This is a genomic window from Klebsiella grimontii (assembly GCF_900200035.1).
In the GTDB taxonomy this organism is placed as follows: Bacteria; Pseudomonadota; Gammaproteobacteria; order Enterobacterales; family Enterobacteriaceae; genus Klebsiella; species Klebsiella grimontii.
Map to the genome: position 1 here is coordinate 64,470 of NZ_FZTC01000029.1, position 16,110 is coordinate 80,579.

The 16,110-nt window shown below is 44.3% G+C and carries 10 protein-coding genes; 5 read left to right on the top strand and 5 right to left on the bottom strand.

Annotation, left to right across the window (positions count from 1 at the left end; translation table 11 throughout):
- Positions 1-226: 226 nt before the first annotated feature.
- Positions 227-517: a hypothetical protein gene (locus tag KOSB73_RS25220; protein WP_009652502.1), complete on the bottom strand. Its 291-nt coding sequence runs from the start codon at positions 515-517 to the stop codon at positions 227-229.
- A gap of 10 nt (positions 518-527) precedes the next feature.
- Positions 528-1,226, bottom strand: a complete 699-nt coding sequence (locus KOSB73_RS25225) for a hypothetical protein (RefSeq protein ID WP_064371315.1) — start codon at positions 1,224-1,226, stop codon at positions 528-530.
- A 924-nt stretch (positions 1,227-2,150) separates the two neighbouring features.
- Here KOSB73_RS25225 and KOSB73_RS25240 point away from each other — a divergent pair.
- From KOSB73_RS25240 to KOSB73_RS25260, 5 genes are all read left to right on the top strand, one after another.
- Positions 2,151-2,567: a hypothetical protein gene (locus KOSB73_RS25240; RefSeq protein ID WP_009652405.1), complete on the top strand. Its 417-nt coding sequence runs from the start codon at positions 2,151-2,153 to the stop codon at positions 2,565-2,567.
- A 136-nt stretch (positions 2,568-2,703) separates the two neighbouring features.
- Positions 2,704-3,381, top strand: coding sequence for a PIN domain-containing protein (locus KOSB73_RS25245; RefSeq protein WP_009652509.1), 678 nt, complete (start codon positions 2,704-2,706; stop codon positions 3,379-3,381).
- A gap of 144 nt (positions 3,382-3,525) precedes the next feature.
- Positions 3,526-5,931: an Ig-like domain-containing protein gene (locus KOSB73_RS25250; RefSeq protein WP_085551595.1), complete on the top strand. Its 2,406-nt coding sequence runs from the start codon at positions 3,526-3,528 to the stop codon at positions 5,929-5,931.
- A 135-nt stretch (positions 5,932-6,066) separates the two neighbouring features.
- Entirely contained in the window at positions 6,067-8,472 is a 2,406-nt protein-coding gene (locus tag KOSB73_RS25255; protein WP_085551594.1) for an Ig-like domain-containing protein, read from the top strand.
- Positions 8,473-8,608: 136 nt separating this feature from the next.
- Positions 8,609-11,011, top strand: a complete 2,403-nt coding sequence (locus tag KOSB73_RS25260; RefSeq protein WP_098141145.1) for an Ig-like domain-containing protein — start codon at positions 8,609-8,611, stop codon at positions 11,009-11,011.
- 319 nt (positions 11,012-11,330) lie between these two features.
- On the opposite strand, the gene KOSB73_RS25265 is transcribed toward KOSB73_RS25260, so the two are convergent.
- From KOSB73_RS25265 to KOSB73_RS25275, 3 genes are all read right to left on the bottom strand, one after another.
- Positions 11,331-12,356, bottom strand: coding sequence for a hypothetical protein (locus KOSB73_RS25265; protein WP_098141146.1), 1,026 nt, complete (start codon positions 12,354-12,356; stop codon positions 11,331-11,333).
- Positions 12,357-12,936: 580 nt separating this feature from the next.
- A complete protein-coding gene (locus KOSB73_RS25270) occupies positions 12,937-13,947 on the bottom strand; it encodes a ParB family protein (RefSeq protein ID WP_098141148.1) in 1,011 nt (336 codons plus the stop codon).
- Positions 13,947-15,194 (bottom strand): ParA family protein, encoded by a 1,248-nt coding sequence (locus KOSB73_RS25275; protein ID WP_098141150.1) that lies wholly within the window; start codon positions 15,192-15,194, stop codon positions 13,947-13,949. The genes KOSB73_RS25270 and KOSB73_RS25275 overlap by 1 nt, the downstream gene beginning before the upstream one ends.
- Positions 15,195-16,110: the final 916 nt, after the last annotated feature.

Below are 16,110 nucleotides of genomic sequence, written 5' to 3' on the forward strand. Positions count from 1 at the left end.
TTGCATTGTTCAAAACTTTGTCGTTTGAACAAATATATGTTGGTTTGTGCGCCAACCCATCCTTCCTGATTGGTCCTGAATTCATAACTTTATCGTGATTTTCGAGTACCATTAAATTTATCCGGTAGGTATTGAGTATGGAGCGAATTGTCTTCCCATAATTCGATAGAAAGAGGGTAATCAGCTATCGACAAATGAAGGCCTGCATACTCACTCTGTAAGTTACCTATTCACTGAATATTTCCTTGATTAACTCCGATATGGTTATACTCTTATTGCCATTCATAACATGGTCATAATCAGCTGCGTTTACATTTTCAACGACATCACCGCACTGAAGCCGATTTTGCTCGGAAGAAAAAAAACCATTATCAATATTTTTTTCTACCAACCGGCAGTCGTTTACCCAATGGCGGGCTTGTTTTTCCGGTATATCGTCATGGCCTGGATAAAACAGCAAGCTATATCCACCTAAAACAACTAAAGGCACAACGCCTAATTTAAAAATATTGCTCATAACATAACCTTCAATCAATTAATTTAAATGTTACAACCCAAACGAGTGGGTTTGATGCCCAACTGTCCCCCCCATAAATCTGGTTCCATAAACTTTGATAAGATCGGCGATACAGCTCATTCATTTCAACATAGTGGTCCATCTCTTCAGACCAGAACTGAAAGAATGAGTCAGGGGTATCATAATTTCGGGCGACAACGGTTTGATCCCATACTTCAGTCAATATTCCTTCTTCATACGCATCCTCATAACTGATATCAGCAAGCTTCTCTAACCGGGAACCGGATATTTCAAGCAGGTACCGGCTTGCCCATCGAGGCATACCAACTGGCGTTGCCCAGGCCAAATCACCCTGAGTTGTCCGTGCTTTAGCTGGGAACATTTTGTGCTTCGTTTCTGCGGTGATCTCACGGTATTCCTTATCAGCGCGGTACTGTACCCCCGTCTGAACCAGGAAGGGAGATTCAAGCGTTCTTTGCCATTCCGATCTGGCCGTTTCCCTTACCCAGATCCTGTCGCCGGTTTGCCCATATGGACATTTTAATACCGGATGTATTGCCCCGGGGTTCTTTCCTGCGTCCATACTTTCTGAGAAATAACGCCCCCCTTTGACTGGTCGTCTGAATTGCGTTTTGTTGCCGCTCTGAAGACACACAATCTCTTCGGGTGAAAATGTCAGTGGACGGATTTTTGGTTTTGAAAATAACATTCAGATACCCTTAGTCATTGAGGTTTGATGATAGTTATGCTCGCCGTCTCCATACATTGAAATAGACATACCCTATTCCAATAAGAAAAGGTGCGTAAACCAGCTGGTACTCAAGATAAATATCTCTGCGAAACCTGATACTGACATAAAACTGAACAACAGAAAGAATGCCAAGCACCAGATGATGCGAGAAAAGGGAAAAAACCAGAAACCTGATGTTCTTTTGATGCTGTTGAAGGGTAAAAAGACGTAGTGCAATTCCCATGGTCACCAGTACCAGAAAAATGGGTTGAGAGTGCGGGAATACCATAATTTGGCAACAGGAAATAATTGTGAAGTACCCAGCTACCAGAATATTGAATCTTCGCGTTATGGTAGTAGTAGACATATTCTCCTCAGTGCGCAAAGTGTACGAATTTTTAAGACGCTACCGCCCTTCCCTTTAACCTTGCAGGGCACTGGCCTTAAATGCTGGATTTAATCTAACATAACGAATTTTGAGATTTTCCCGCCACGAGACTCATTCTTGCAGTTGAGCGTTTTTTTTAACGTTCAAAGATGGATTTTTCTCTGAATGCCTCTTGATACATAACCTCATCAATTAGCTGATCAAGAATTCTGTTAGTAATGAAACTGTCATTAGGGCTGTGAATCAGCCTTCCTCTTCTGCGAAGCCGCTTTCTTCTTGCTGTGTATACTTTTTTCTCATTACCAAACCTGAATGCAGGTGTCATTTTGACTTCTCCGTATGGATTAGTCTTTTGACAATAGCAATTTAGATAGCTCCTGGAAGACCCTATTTTTCTGTCGCATTTTTTTTCGCCATGGCTTTTTTCGTCCTGTTATTCAGAAATTTTCGATCCTGATTTTGATATAACTGGATTATTGGCATCAGGCCTATTCATACGGAAAAGGGAACCTTTGATGAGCTCAAAAAACGTGGTTATTAGTGCGAAACATCCGGTTGCCGGAAACCTGTACTTGGAAATGATCCCGGATAGCGAGGTCGGGTTTTCAGATATCTATCAGATAACAGACAGTCTTTCTCGTGCAGACGTTCTGCCCTGTGACTGGCGAGAGCTTAAACGGCAGTGGGGTAAGGACTTTCTGGGCCATGGCTCATGGGATGTGTACTACATAAAACAGCATGTGAACCGGATTAACTGGTTTGGCAATGACAGCATTAAAAACATTGAGATCAGGCACAGCCTGTCCATAAAAGAGCTTATTGACTGGGTTTCAGATCCCAGCCGTTGGATAGATATAGCCGTCGAGGTGGATGATACCAGTGGCTCCAGACCAATGGCCGTAGCCATGGTGAATCAGGAGCTGGACGTTTAGTCAGGATTTGCCCTTTAAAAAGTCACTTTTACTGGGTGCAGGTAATGTACGTAGGCATAAAAGTTACTTTTGGCCTGCATGTGGTGTAGGCGATTTGGTTGATATTTGGTTCAACCTTTTTTTTCGGGAGAGAGTAATGCGAAGTCCCAAAACCAGAATTGCCCTGATTGATTATGAAAATATCGGAAGCCTTGAGGGAGTTTCCCTTCATGACTTTGACAAAGTGCTTTTCTTCACGGGCGCTAAACAGGAAAACATTAAAATTCCTGTTACGTCCCTGAGCTCTGCAATTTCTTTACGCATTATTCCGGCGACTGAGGTATCCAAAAACAATGTTGATTTCCATCTGGTCCTGGAACTCGGACAACTGACCGCATTGGCCGGGGATACGTCACACTTCTCTGTTATCTCCCGTGACAAGGGCTATGACGGTATTATTGCCCGTCTGAAAGCAACAGGGATCAGCTGTACAAGGATCTCTCCAGCCCTGCCCGTTCCGCAGCCGGTTAAAGACAAGGCTTCAACAATGAAAGTGATGAAAGCCAAAGAGCATGACATGGGCTACTGGATTAACAGACTGAAGCTTTCCTGCGCATCCTCCCCTAAATCTCTCCCGGCCACACCAAAGGCCTTACAAAATTACCTTTCAAATTTGACGGGGCAAAAGACCTGTTCATTGCTGAACGAACGGATTAAGCAGGAGCTGATTAGTCTTGGTTTCATCTCGATTTACGAAAACACGCTGGTGTGGAATCGCTCATTACACTCGCCAGTCCAGAAGAGCAGGCGTGCTGTTCTCCAGCAGGTGAAATAAGCCGCTGGCCTGAAGTGCAGAATCATAAACATCCGTTTTTTTTCAACGGAGAAGGAAAGTAACTTTTAGGCATGTATCGCTCCATCAGTGGTTAAGAGCGACACACAATGCGACCTTTTAACCATGCTTTAGACTGGTACTGATATGAAATTCAAATCCAAGCTTCTGGCGGCATTAATCCTCGGCACCCTTTCATTGCCCGGCCATTCCCGTGTTTATGAGTACACAATCAATGATATCTACGGTGTGGAGAAATCCGTTAGCGCCGATTCAGCAAAGCTGAACACCACGGAAAAAATCCAGCTTAGCCTGATTTCAGGGTTGGACAGGAAAATCCGGGTGACGGTGAAAAAAGGCGACGTGAATGTCTACAGCACGACGACAGAAAGCGTGAAAGTTGCCGATCGCATCAAATCATCATCAGATGAAGAGTTTTACGGGAAAGTTATAACCCTGCCCCCGTTAAGTGATGGGCTGTATACCATCACCTCGGAAATATTGAATACCCAGGATGCCCTTATTGATTCGACAACCCAATCATTCCTGATTGATACGTCTGGCCCCACTGCCGATAACATGAGTATTGACCAGCGTCCGGGTTATGACATGGTCCTTACCGGAAACCTCTGGGAACTAGGGCTTGGGGCAGAAGCAAAACTCTATGTCACCGTCAAAAATGTGAAAGCGACGGCCGGTTTTGATAAAGCCACTATCCAGATCCTAAATCCTGATAATACCGTCTATTCAAAAATGGACATGGTTTACGACAGCGGTTCAGCATCGCTTTCTGTTCCGTGGACTAAGGGGAGCGCGGTTAAAGCCGACTGGATGCCGGTGTCTAATGCGGATACTGAATATCGCTTTCGTGTCACGCTATACGACAAGGCCGGTACCCGAAAAGTCCTCCCGGATCAGAAGTTCCTCTTTGACTCGGATTTAGGCGAATACACGCTAGTCGCGGTTTATGACCCTACAGCTGAAACCAGTGTTATACCCGGATTTAGTAAAGGGTATGTTGAATATAAATCGGGGATGACGGTCAATCAGAATCCCATCACTTTTATCTACCGTGTCCCCTCTACGAACCGCAGGGAGTACCGAAAAGGCGGACTGGCCTTCGGGAACATAATTTCTGAGGCGAACGGCTACAGCTATGTGTCGGTCACGACGCCTTACCAGACGCTCTCTGTTATCCATAACGGCTATCAGTGGGGCGGAGCCAGTGTTACCTACAATATTAAAATGGGGGCAGACGCGCCGGTAAGCCCCACTACTCCTGACGTGTGGATTACCTCGGACAAGAAAAGCGCGGTAAGCTCATATGATTACCTCTGGAAAACAACCGATCTTCCGGTGACATTTCTTAGTGCCCGCGTGAAAGCGTCTGCACGAAATTACATTCAAAAGGCTATGTCTAATACCGGCGATTTCTTATGTGACATTCCTGTCGGCGAGCTGGAGTGTGAAGGGAAAATTGTAGGGAATATTAAAAAAAGTGGTAACGGCCATATGGGGTTTTTCTTCAAGATGACCAATGCCGATGGTTCCCTTTTCTCACAATATGCTGAAAGGCGACAATACTGGAATGCTGACCAGTTGCCCAGAATAACTGGCTATGATTACCAGGAAGACAAGAAAAAGGTTCTGCTATTTGTGAATCTGCCGGGGAACGGCAGTTTACGGTACAAATTGCAGCTCAAGTCTGCTGTTCTGATTAATGCGGATTCAAATGTCCAGGTGTTAACCGGTACCAATACAGCGATTGCTGGTGATGATTACACCTACACGTTTGATTTGGGAGCTCTCCCGGAAGGCAAATATAACCTTACCTTCCTTGCCAAAGACACCTTTGATAATGAATCGTCATCCCCGTTCATCACGCTGGTGAACGATATGACTCCCCCTGACGTCATATTTAATTATGAAAATGCCCCGCTCACTTCTGGCTCTACTGTGTATGGGCTGGAGAACATAGCGATCAGCCTGAATGACGCGCTGACAAAACCTGTTCTTGAACGTCTTGAGCTGAAAGGTGGCCCCGCATCTGATAGCGTGATTCTTGGCTTCAACCAGAATGCCGATGGCTCCCATACGCCAGATTATCCCCGTCTGTTCCCTACCCTTGACGAAAATACCGATAAATACACCCTGACCGCGTATGCAACGGATACCAAAGGGAACGCCACGCAGAAAAGCATTCAGTTCGCCTACTATCCGAAAAATCTCGTTACCCTGGAAAAACTCAAAACGCTGGGTGTGGTGAAGGCGCTGAAAACCAGCGACAACACTCCGCTGGCCGTCATGCGTACCGGCCAGTTGAGACGTAACGATGGCTCCCTGGTTCAGGGTGTACAAACGGCCAACATCACGCTCAGGACTGACGCTAATTATGCGATCAACATACTGGGTACTGTCATTCAGCCGGGCGAAACCAAAGAAATCCAGATAGACCTCGGCGCTGGCGTCAACGCAACAGTCCCAATTTTCCCGGCGACAAACGGTGCTACCGGGCAAAGCGATTTCATCATTGAGTTTCCGCAAATTAAATAGCGGCTCACGATTACCGGTCCCTGCTGGTGGGCCGGTAATTTCTGGATAAACACGACAACGGCTGATATGACGGCCGGGAAGAGAGAAAAGTTACTTTCTTCACTCTGATTTCAAGCCTGCTGGGAATGATTTGATATGAATACCAAGATAAAACTGCTAACAACGTTAATCCTCGCGACGATCTCCTTTTCATCGCATTCACGGGTCTATGAGTACACCATTAAGGATATCTACGGCGCGGAGAAATCAGTCAGTGCGGAAACCGGCATTCTTAACACTAACGAAAAAATTCAGTTGAGCCTGATTTCCGGCCTAGATCGCAAAGTACACGTATCTGTCCGGAAGTCAGGTACGGAGGTCTACGGCACGACAACCGATAGCATTAAGGTAAGTGATCGAATTAAGGCATCAACAGGCGAAGAGTTCTACGGGAAAATCATCACGCTTCCTCCCCTGAGTGATGGTCCCTATCAGGTGATCTCTGAAATACTTAACACGCAGGGTAATCAGGTCGACTCAACCACGCAGGATTTCATCATCGATAGTGTTGGCCCAACCTCGGACAATCTCAGCATTATTCAGAAACCGGGTTATGAAATGGTCACTCAGGGAGAACGATGGGAGCTCGGACTTGGGGCGGAACAAAAATTATATGTGAACGTGAATAACGTTAAGGCCGCGACCGGTTTTGACAAAGCAACCCTACAGGTCATAAATCCGGACAACAGCGTCTATTCAATAACGGACATGGATTACGATAGCGGGTCCTCTTCGCTGTCAGCTCCATGGACGTTAGGGGAAAGAAAAAAGGCTACCTGGATGCCTACATCAAATGCTGACGTGGAGTATCGTTTCCGGGTCACACTTTACGATAAGGCTGGTACACGAACTATTTTACCGGAACAGAAATTCGTTTTTGATAATCAGTTGGGAGAATACACACTTTTTGCAATACGCGACCCCGAAGCTCAGACAAGTGTAGTTCCTGGAGTTTCTTCAGGTTACGTAGCGTATAAAGCAGGCATGACGGTTAATCAAAATCCGATAACTCTCATCTACCGGTTACCAAAAAACAACGTAAGAAAATATAATAAAGCTGGGTTAAGTTTTGGGACAATCGTTTCAGAAGCTAACGATTACGTATATGTGGCGGCTACAACTGCTTATAACATCAGATACGATATCCATAATGGGTATCAGTGGGGTGGCGCTACCGCCACTTATAATCTGCAACTGGGACCGGATACCCCTGAAAGTCCGGAAACGCCTACTACCGTCTGGCTCACGACCGACAAAAAGGGTGAAATCAATTCTTTTAACTATTTGTGGAAGACAAGCGATCTCCCGGTGAAATTCATTTCAGCGAGAGTCCGTACCTCTGCTAGAAACTATCTCCAGAGAGCGTTTACCGGGAGCCTGGAAATTTGTCAGATCCCGCCAGGCGAAACTGAGTGCAGCGGGCCTGTATCATGGACTATTGCCAAAAGCGGTAATGGTAGCGTGACCTATTCCTTTAAAATGTTTAACGAGGAAAAGACACTATCCTCAATAAATCAGGAAAGGCGTAACCACTGGAACACCAATCTTCTTCCCAGGATAACCGGATACGACTATCAGGAAGATAAGAAAAAAGTGCTCTTGTTTGTGACGCAACCAGGCAATGGCAACTTCAGGGACCAGCTCCAGCTTAAGTCCGCTGAACTGATTAATGCCGATACCAGCGTGCAGGTACTGAATGGAACCAAAATTGCGCTTTCTGGAGAAGATTACACCTATACGTTTGATCTGAGTAAGCTGGCGGAAGGAAGATACAATTTAGCCTTTCTGGCAAAAGATACTTTCGAAAATGAGGCATCATCTCCATTCATCACGCTCGTGCATGATATGACGCCTCCTGAAATCAGCTTTAACTACGAAAATGCCCCGCTCCCCTCCGGTACCACAGTCTACGGACTGGAGAATATCACCGTTAACCTTAACGATGCGCTGACTAAGCCAGTTCTTGACCGCCTGGAACTCAAAGGGGGTCCGGCATCTGATAGCGTGGTCCTCGGATTTAACCTGAATGCTGACGGGAGCTACACTCCTGATTACCCAAGGTTGTTCCCAACTCTGGATGCATCGACGGATAAATACACTCTCACTGCATATGCCACAGATGCTAAAGGGAATACGTCCCAGAAAAGCATTCAGTTCGCCTACTACCCGAAAAATCTCGTGACACTTGAAAAGCTGAAAACGCTAGGCGTGGTAAAAGCGCTCAAAACCAGTGATAACACACCGCTGGCCGTTATGCGTACCGGTCAGCTGCGCCGAAACGATGGCTCTCTGGCCCAAGGTATACAGACGGCCAATATCACGGTCAGAAGCGATGCTGAATATGCCATCAACATTCTGGGGACGGTGATCCAACCAGGGGAAACCAAAGAAATACAGCTCGACCTCGGAACTGGCGCAAATTCTACAGTACCGATTTTTCCGGCAGTTAACGGTACTACAGGACAAAGTAACTTCATCATCGAGTTCCCACAACTTAACTAACTATCGACGGCCACCGCCTCTGCAACGGGGGGCTTGGTGTTCCTTGCCATATGGCTTTGTTAAAAGCATGCAATCAGAAAAAGAAAGTAACTTTCGCCAAGGCATAACCTTCTGTAATTCTCTGGATAAATTTGATATGAAATTGAAAATCAATTTACTGACTACGCTAATACTGACCGCCCTTTCACTACCCTCATATGCTCGTGTCTATGAATATGCGATCAAAGATATCTACGGAACGGATAAATCAATCAGCGTGGATTCTGGTGTTCTAAATACCAACGAAAAAATTCAGGTAAGGCTCATATCCGGTCTAGACAGAAAAATTCAGGTAACGGTGAAGAAAGACAATGTTGGTGTATATAGTTTTACTACGGATAGCGTGACGGTCAATGATCGTATCAAGGCTTCTACAGGTGAAGAGTTTTACGGAAAAACGCTGACACTTCCCCCACTGAGTGACGGTAGCTATGTCATAACCTCGGACATCCTGAATACTCAAAACATGGTTGTCGACAGCACGTCTCACAATTTTATTATCGATACTGTAGGCCCTTCATCAGATAACCTGAGCATAAACCAAAATCCCGGATACGATATGGTGTTAACTGGCGAACGTTGGGAACTGGGTCAGGGGGCGGAAGCAAAGCTTTACCTGAATGTTAATAACGTCAAAGCTGCAACAGGTTTTGATAAAGCGACAATTCAGGTGATTAAACCTGATGACACGGTCTATTCCATTACCGATATGGTGTATGACAGTGGGTCATTATCACTTTCTGTACCGTGGACAAAAGGGAATATGAGTCGGTCATCATGGATGCCTGTATCAAACGCTGATGTGGAATATCGCTTCCGTGTGACGCTCTATGATAAAGCGGGGAACCGCAAAGTTTTGCCGGACCAGAAGTTCATTTTTGACTCAGACCTTGGCGAATACACCTTGTTTGCTGTTTATGACCCTACTTCGAAAACGAGCGTGGTTCCAGGCTTTAGTGAAGGTTACATAGCATATAAGCCGGGAATGACCGTAAACCAGAACCCTTTGACACTGGTGTACCGGGTGCCATCGAATAACCGCAGGGAATACAATAAAGCTGGTTTGAAATTCGGAACGATTATTTCCGAAGCGAATGGCTACAGCTATGTATCAGCTAAGACCGCCTATAAAGTCACGTACACCATCCACAACGGGTATCAATGGGGTGGCGGCTCACTCTCATATGATATCAATTTAGGAAGTGAGGCTCCAGTCAGCCCGGCAGCACCAGGAGCATGGTTAAGATCGGATAAGCAAGGAGAAATGAATTCAGGAAGCTATCTTTGGAATACCAAAGATTTGCCCGTTAAATTCAGCTCCGTTAGGATAACTGCGTCTCCACGAAATTATGATCAGAGGGCGATGAGTGGAAATACAGAGATTTGTCAGGTACCGGCTGGTGAGTCTGAGTGTATCGGTGCAGTATCCTGGTCTATTCCAAAATCAGGTAATGGTATTACGACCTACTCATTCAGATTGACAGATATGGATAAAACATTTTCATCAGTCAGTATAGAAAAAAGACACCACTGGAACACTGACCTGCTACCCAGAATAACTGGATATAGTTACCAGGAAGAAAACAAAACCGTCCTGTTATTTATAACGCAACCTGAGCGCGGTAAATTCCGAGACCTGTTACAACTCAAATCAGCAGTTCTGGTTGATTCCGAAACTGGCGACCAGTTGCTGACAGGAACCCAGACTTCCCTTTCTGGAGAGGATTACACATATAGTTTTGACCTGAGCAAACTGGCCGAAGGGAAATATAATCTGAGCTTCCAGGCAAAGGACACCTTTAACAATGAAACATCGTCGCCATTCATTGACCTTATTAACGACAAGACGCCTCCGGTGGTTAGTTTTAACTATGAAAATACCACCTTATCATCCGGGGCTACCGTCTACGGGCTGGAGAACATCAGCATATCGCTAAATGATGCGTTAACCGTCCCCAGCCTTGTCAGGCTTGAGCTTAAAGGCGGACCTGCATCTGACAGCGTTGTCTTAGGTTTTAACCAGAATAAGGACGGTAGTTATACCCCTGACTACCCTCGTCTCTTCCCTAGCCTAGATTCAGATACGGACAAGTATACACTGACCGCATTTGCTACCGACGCGAAAGGCAACACGACACAAAAAAGCATTCAGTTCGCCTACTACCCTAAAAATCTCGTCACCCTTGAGAAACTGAAAACATTAGGTGTGGTTAAGGCGCTGAAAACCAGTGACAACACACCGCTGGCCGTCATGCGTACGGGCCAGCTACGACGTAACGATGGCTCACTGGCGCAGGGCATACAAACGGCCAATATCACGGTCAGGAAGGACGCAGATTATGCGATCAACATTCTGGGGAACATTATTCAACCCGGGGAGACAAAAGAAATTCAGATAGACCTTGGGAACGGGAAAAACTCAACCGTCCCAATTTTTACAGCGGAAAACGGCTCTACCGGTGAAAGCAACTTCATTATCGAATTTCCGCAAATCCAGTAATCACTAAACACTAAATAAGCCCTGATTAGGTTAACACCTGATTAGGGCCTTAGCCCTGGAGTCACCACCGTTTACCTACCCCCTACCCCCTACCCCACCAAAAAAAGTAACAAAGTAACTTTCTAGAATCGTTAATCGTCACTTCAGGACGATAGATACCAGCTTTGCTGGGAGGTTTCCAAAAATGATCAACGTCGTTTTCGACATGATCAGATCCGTTTTTGCTGTTTATTACTCCCCTCCCCCAGTTTAAAGGGGGGGAGGCTTTTTTTTGGACGGAAAACGGCCCGGATTATTCGTGAGTAGGCCGGGCGCAGCCCTATCCAGCAAGGCTTAAACCACGCATGGCAGTTTCATACATACGAATGAGCTTTATACACAACGCTTTAATCTGATTGTATGTATTGTCATTAACTGGAACAGAATTGAGTACATAATCAAGTAAAACGCATTCTTTCTCATATATGACGACATAGAACGTATCGGAGTAACTTCCTCGTTCCAGGCTGAATTTATACGTCATTTCTTTAACTTGAAAATCAAACTTCCTTCCTGTCATCTTCAAAATGGACTTTGTATTTTGGTCAATGTAATCATTTTCATGATAAAAAAAACCATCCAGTGAAACTATGTTTTTGTAACTGTCATATCCGTAGTTGTTGAAGGTACGAAAGTAGGCTGGAGACATTCTAAAATTCGTTTTTTTACCGTCCCAACTGATCCAGCGGCTATATATATTTTTATTGATTAATAACCCCTTTATGGCGTTGATTAATCCAGTATCCATACCATGTTTTGATTTAATCATCGAACGTAGATGACTTTTAAGTATTGCAAGGTTAATTTCGGCAATGAAGGCTTTTGAATCGGTCACGTCATACACTTTGTTTTCAATAACTTCATTGTGGTCAACGAAAACTAACCCCATGCATTTTCCTTTTGAACTTGTCCATTTGAAATCAACTCGTTGGGAACCTATGAGGTCATCATGTGAAATCATGACGTTACGAGGTGCGAAAATCTTACTCGGTGCTTGAATCTGGCCTTTATTAAACATTGGGCTTACATGAATGAAGCCATCACTTGCTAGGATACTATAAGCGATATCTTTAATAGCTTCATTAAGATAGCTTTCTTCGCAAATCTCTATAGTTTTATCATCAGCTAGACTGTGTTTAAAAAAATGTTGTTGTTTGAGGTCGCCAATTCCAACTTCTTTATGATAATCAATGCGACGTCCGCATTGAGTGCAATAGTAATCAATGCCAGATGTTAGTCGAGCATGGTAGGTGTCATATAACATGCCATTTTTGTCTTTAGCAAACAGCAAATATAATTCTTCCATATCCTACCTGTTCAGTTGATTTATGAAAAAAAGACATTCAATCCAGACCTGCAACCTTTCCCAATCTTATCAGCATGAATAAAATTTTTTCTCTACTAACAACCTAATTTATATGGGCGTAAATCAAAAACCTTTCACCAGGTGTCATAGACCGTTCATAGCGTCACTGCGAACAAGGGGGTTGTTTTGCCCTGCCGGGTTGTCATGAAGCCGCTGGGCGTCAAGGGGCCGGACTGCGAACAAGGGGGTTGTTTTATCCTGCCGGGATATCAAGAATCCGCTGGGCCACGCGGAGTAGAACTGCGAACAAGGGGGTTGTTTTACCCTGCCGGGTTGTCATGAAGCTGGGCGTCAAGGGGCCGGAATGCGAACAAGGGGGTTGTTTTGTCATGCCAGGCTACCAGGAATCCGCTGGACCTAACGGAGCAGGACTGCTAACAAGGGGTGGTTTTGTCCTACCGGGCTGTCATGTAGCCGCTGGGCCACCCGGAGCCGGACTGCGAACAAGGGGGTTGTTTTACTTTTACTAAATGATAAAGTCATGACCCCTATTAAGGGCCATGACCATACCATTTTATGATTATTTTGATTTGCCAATACTAACTTTAATTAAACGTTCTATTTCATTAATGGTTTTCTGACTTATACGTTTGAACTCAAAACTTACTTTTTGACCGTCTTTGCTCTTCCTGACACGTGCGTAAGTGTCCTTATCTTCGAAATCTACAATATCTGAAACAGTCCATGTAGGCGGTTTATTTGCATCATTACAGAGAATGGTAAGTACTGAATACAAACCATCTAAAATGGATTTCTGGACTTCCTCAATATCATTAACGTTAATGATTTTATTGTCTTCTGTACCGACTTCAGATGTTAGCTCTGACAAAGGGATTTTATTTGCTTTTGCGATTTTTTCAATTCTAGCCAATTTACCATAGTAAGTATTAGGTATCCCTTCCCTATCAGGGAAAATTCTAATTAGTTCTTCGTTAACTTTAGCCGCCTGGATTCTCTTTCTTATCGACTCAATGCTAATATTAAAATAAGAAGCAAGTTCCTCATTGGTTTTGAACTCTTCATTTTTCATGATTTGAAGGTACTTAATACCCACTTCACGATATGAGAACCTTTTCGCTGTTTGTGCAGCATTTATGATACAATCGACATCTGCACTACTTACCTCTTCATCAAATACCCATAAAGGCAGGTCTACCAAACATTTGATGCAGCAATAACGACGCCGACTACCCTCAATCAGGTAATATTTACCGTCGCGGTATACAGCAATAGCTTCAGTAGTAACCCCATTTTCTTTTATAAGGGGGAGTATTTCCCTTGTTGAAAGGTCGTCAATTGCCTCTTGATTTCGAGGGTTTAGCTCATGAACTAACGTTTTCTCTGCCACTTCTGAACCAGTAATTACTACGTAGCGAGCCTCTACTTTACGACCATTTGATAGAGTAAATAGGCGTTTTTGTACAGAAGGAGCTTTTAGAGGCGGAAGCCCGCTTTTTTGATCAACAAATGTACGCTTTCCGTTTCCGGTTAAGTACTTGTCTTTGCTCGTACCGCGTTCAACATCACTCATTATTCACTGTACTCCCTAACTGAAAAGCTTTTAATCTCATTGATAAGTTGTTGATATACAGACTGAACAGACATTTCCGCAATATCATACTGCTTTGAAGAACAGAGCTCTTCTGATTTTTTAATATCGAGTACAGTGCGACCTTTTTCAGCTGCTGCAACGAAAGCTTCTGAATGTTTAATATTTGTGGTCATGAAACGGTCACGTACAGTTCTTACAAGTTTATTTAAAGTACGAATCTCATGCTGGCTTCTGTCATCTACATTCACAGCCAATACATTTAGCCATTTAATGTTTTCGCCTTTGGAGGGCAATTGTGCCAGACGGTCTGAAATAGTTATCATATAGTTTGTTGTAGAAGCAAAATCATATTCACGGGGTGTAATCGGAACAAGAATTGCGTCAGCCGCTTCATTTGTTGACCAAATGATTGGAGAATCTTGCGGTGGTGTATCAATAAAAATGAGATCGTACTTTTCTTTCAATACAGGGATAACTACATCGCGAAACCTAGTTAGTAGCTTGAGTCTTGCTTCCTTATCCAGACTCCAGTATTTGTCAGTAAATCTGTCATCAGTCGGGAAAGCTGTTATTACGTCCATGTTAGGTAAATGTGTAGAAAAGGCCATTGTCCCAATAATTTGTTCTTCCGTGTAACCTTGATTTATATACTGAGTGAAATCATTATCTTCAATTTCACTAAGCAAAACATCGGTAATAGTTAGATAAACACTGTCATCGCTAGTGGTATGGATAAGATTATTTCCCAATGAACCTTGCGGGTCCAGATCAATTACACAAATCTTAGCATTTAGATTAAGATCTAAAGCAGCTGAGGTTGCTAATGTGGCTGTTGTTGTACTTTTACCGGTTCCACCTTTATGGTTCTCCGTTACGATTACTCGTGGCAAATACATGTCACGGTATTTAGTTGTGCCCATTGCATCCATAATTTTTTGAACATCCCAACGGGTATAGAGGTGACTTTTATTTTGAAAAATAGGTTCACCAATTACTTGTTTCTCATGGAGTTCTGTAAGTATTCTACTAAATGTATTTCTTGATTTGCCAAAAAAGTCAGAGAGAGTTTTTTTATTCAAACAATGGTTATAGATAAGACGGTCTAATCCATCTACCTGTTCATCAGAAACATCTACCCGGCTTGAATCAAGGATGATTTCCTTAAGACTTGCTTGTTCATTTTTCATTTTCAGGCCGATCGTACGAATATCATCTAATATGCTCATGGTCTCTCCTTAGGTTAGTTTTCACATTATTAATGAGGATTGAGCGCATTACAAGGTAAAAGTGCATTGCAATGCACTTTTATCGTATTTAGTGCTCAAAATAACTTTACACGCACAATCCAAAATGTTCGCTTTATGAACAGTGTCAATTCAACATATTGATATAAAAGGAAAACAATCAATAACCATAAAAATATTCCGATTTGGCAAATTCTACAGCTTTCGTGCTAGGTCTTATACCTAACATCTAAAATTACGCATCCGTTTTGCATGTCCAATGATCACGATTTCTCCCCTCCCTCCCCTACCCTACCAAACCCTCCCCGTCCATTCCTGATGCTGATTGCAATAACGGGGTTGTTATAACTAACAGTGGACCAGTTCGTTGCTGATTCATATTGTGGCTGACTGTGTACAAGACGATAGATTCAACAGGGTGACGACCTACTGGGCATCAGAAAGCCGCAGAGTTTCCCCGGAGCCAGACTGCACAAAAGGGAGTTGTTATATCCTGCCTGGCTATCATGAATCCTAGGGGCCACGCGGAGCAGAACTGCGAACAAGGGTTTGTTTTACCCTGCCGGGTTGTCATGAAGCCGCTGGACCTCCCGGTGCAGGACTGCGAACAAGGGGGTTGTTTTATCCTGCCGGGCTGTCAGGAAGCCGCTGGGCCTCCCGGTGCAGGACTGGGAACAAGGGGGATGTTTTATCCTGCAAGGCTGTCAGGAATCCGCTGGGCCTACCGGAGGCGGACTGCGAACAAGGGGGTTGTTGTACCCTGCTGGGTTGTCATGAAGCCGGTGGACGTCAAGGGGCCGGACTGCGAACAAGGGGGTTGTTTTGTCCTGCCAGGCTGTCAGGAATCCGCTGGGCCACCCGGAGCAGGACTGCGAAAAAGGGAGTTGTTTTATCCTGC

Coding starts and splice junctions, on each gene's coding strand:
- KOSB73_RS25245 (WP_009652509.1), top strand. CDS start 2,704: ATGCGAAGTCCCAAAACCAGAATTGCCCTGATTGATTATGAAAATATC.
- KOSB73_RS25265 (WP_098141146.1), bottom strand. CDS start 12,356: ATGGAAGAATTATATTTGCTGTTTGCTAAAGACAAAAATGGCATGTTA.
- KOSB73_RS25225 (WP_064371315.1), bottom strand. CDS start 1,226: ATGTTATTTTCAAAACCAAAAATCCGTCCACTGACATTTTCACCCGAA.
- KOSB73_RS25220 (WP_009652502.1), bottom strand. CDS start 517: ATGAGCAATATTTTTAAATTAGGCGTTGTGCCTTTAGTTGTTTTAGGT.
- KOSB73_RS25275 (WP_098141150.1), bottom strand. CDS start 15,194: ATGAGCATATTAGATGATATTCGTACGATCGGCCTGAAAATGAAAAAT.
- KOSB73_RS25250 (WP_085551595.1), top strand. CDS start 3,526: ATGAAATTCAAATCCAAGCTTCTGGCGGCATTAATCCTCGGCACCCTT.
- KOSB73_RS25260 (WP_098141145.1), top strand. CDS start 8,609: ATGAAATTGAAAATCAATTTACTGACTACGCTAATACTGACCGCCCTT.
- KOSB73_RS25270 (WP_098141148.1), bottom strand. CDS start 13,947: ATGAGTGATGTTGAACGCGGTACGAGCAAAGACAAGTACTTAACCGGA.
- KOSB73_RS25255 (WP_085551594.1), top strand. CDS start 6,067: ATGAATACCAAGATAAAACTGCTAACAACGTTAATCCTCGCGACGATC.
- KOSB73_RS25240 (WP_009652405.1), top strand. CDS start 2,151: ATGAGCTCAAAAAACGTGGTTATTAGTGCGAAACATCCGGTTGCCGGA.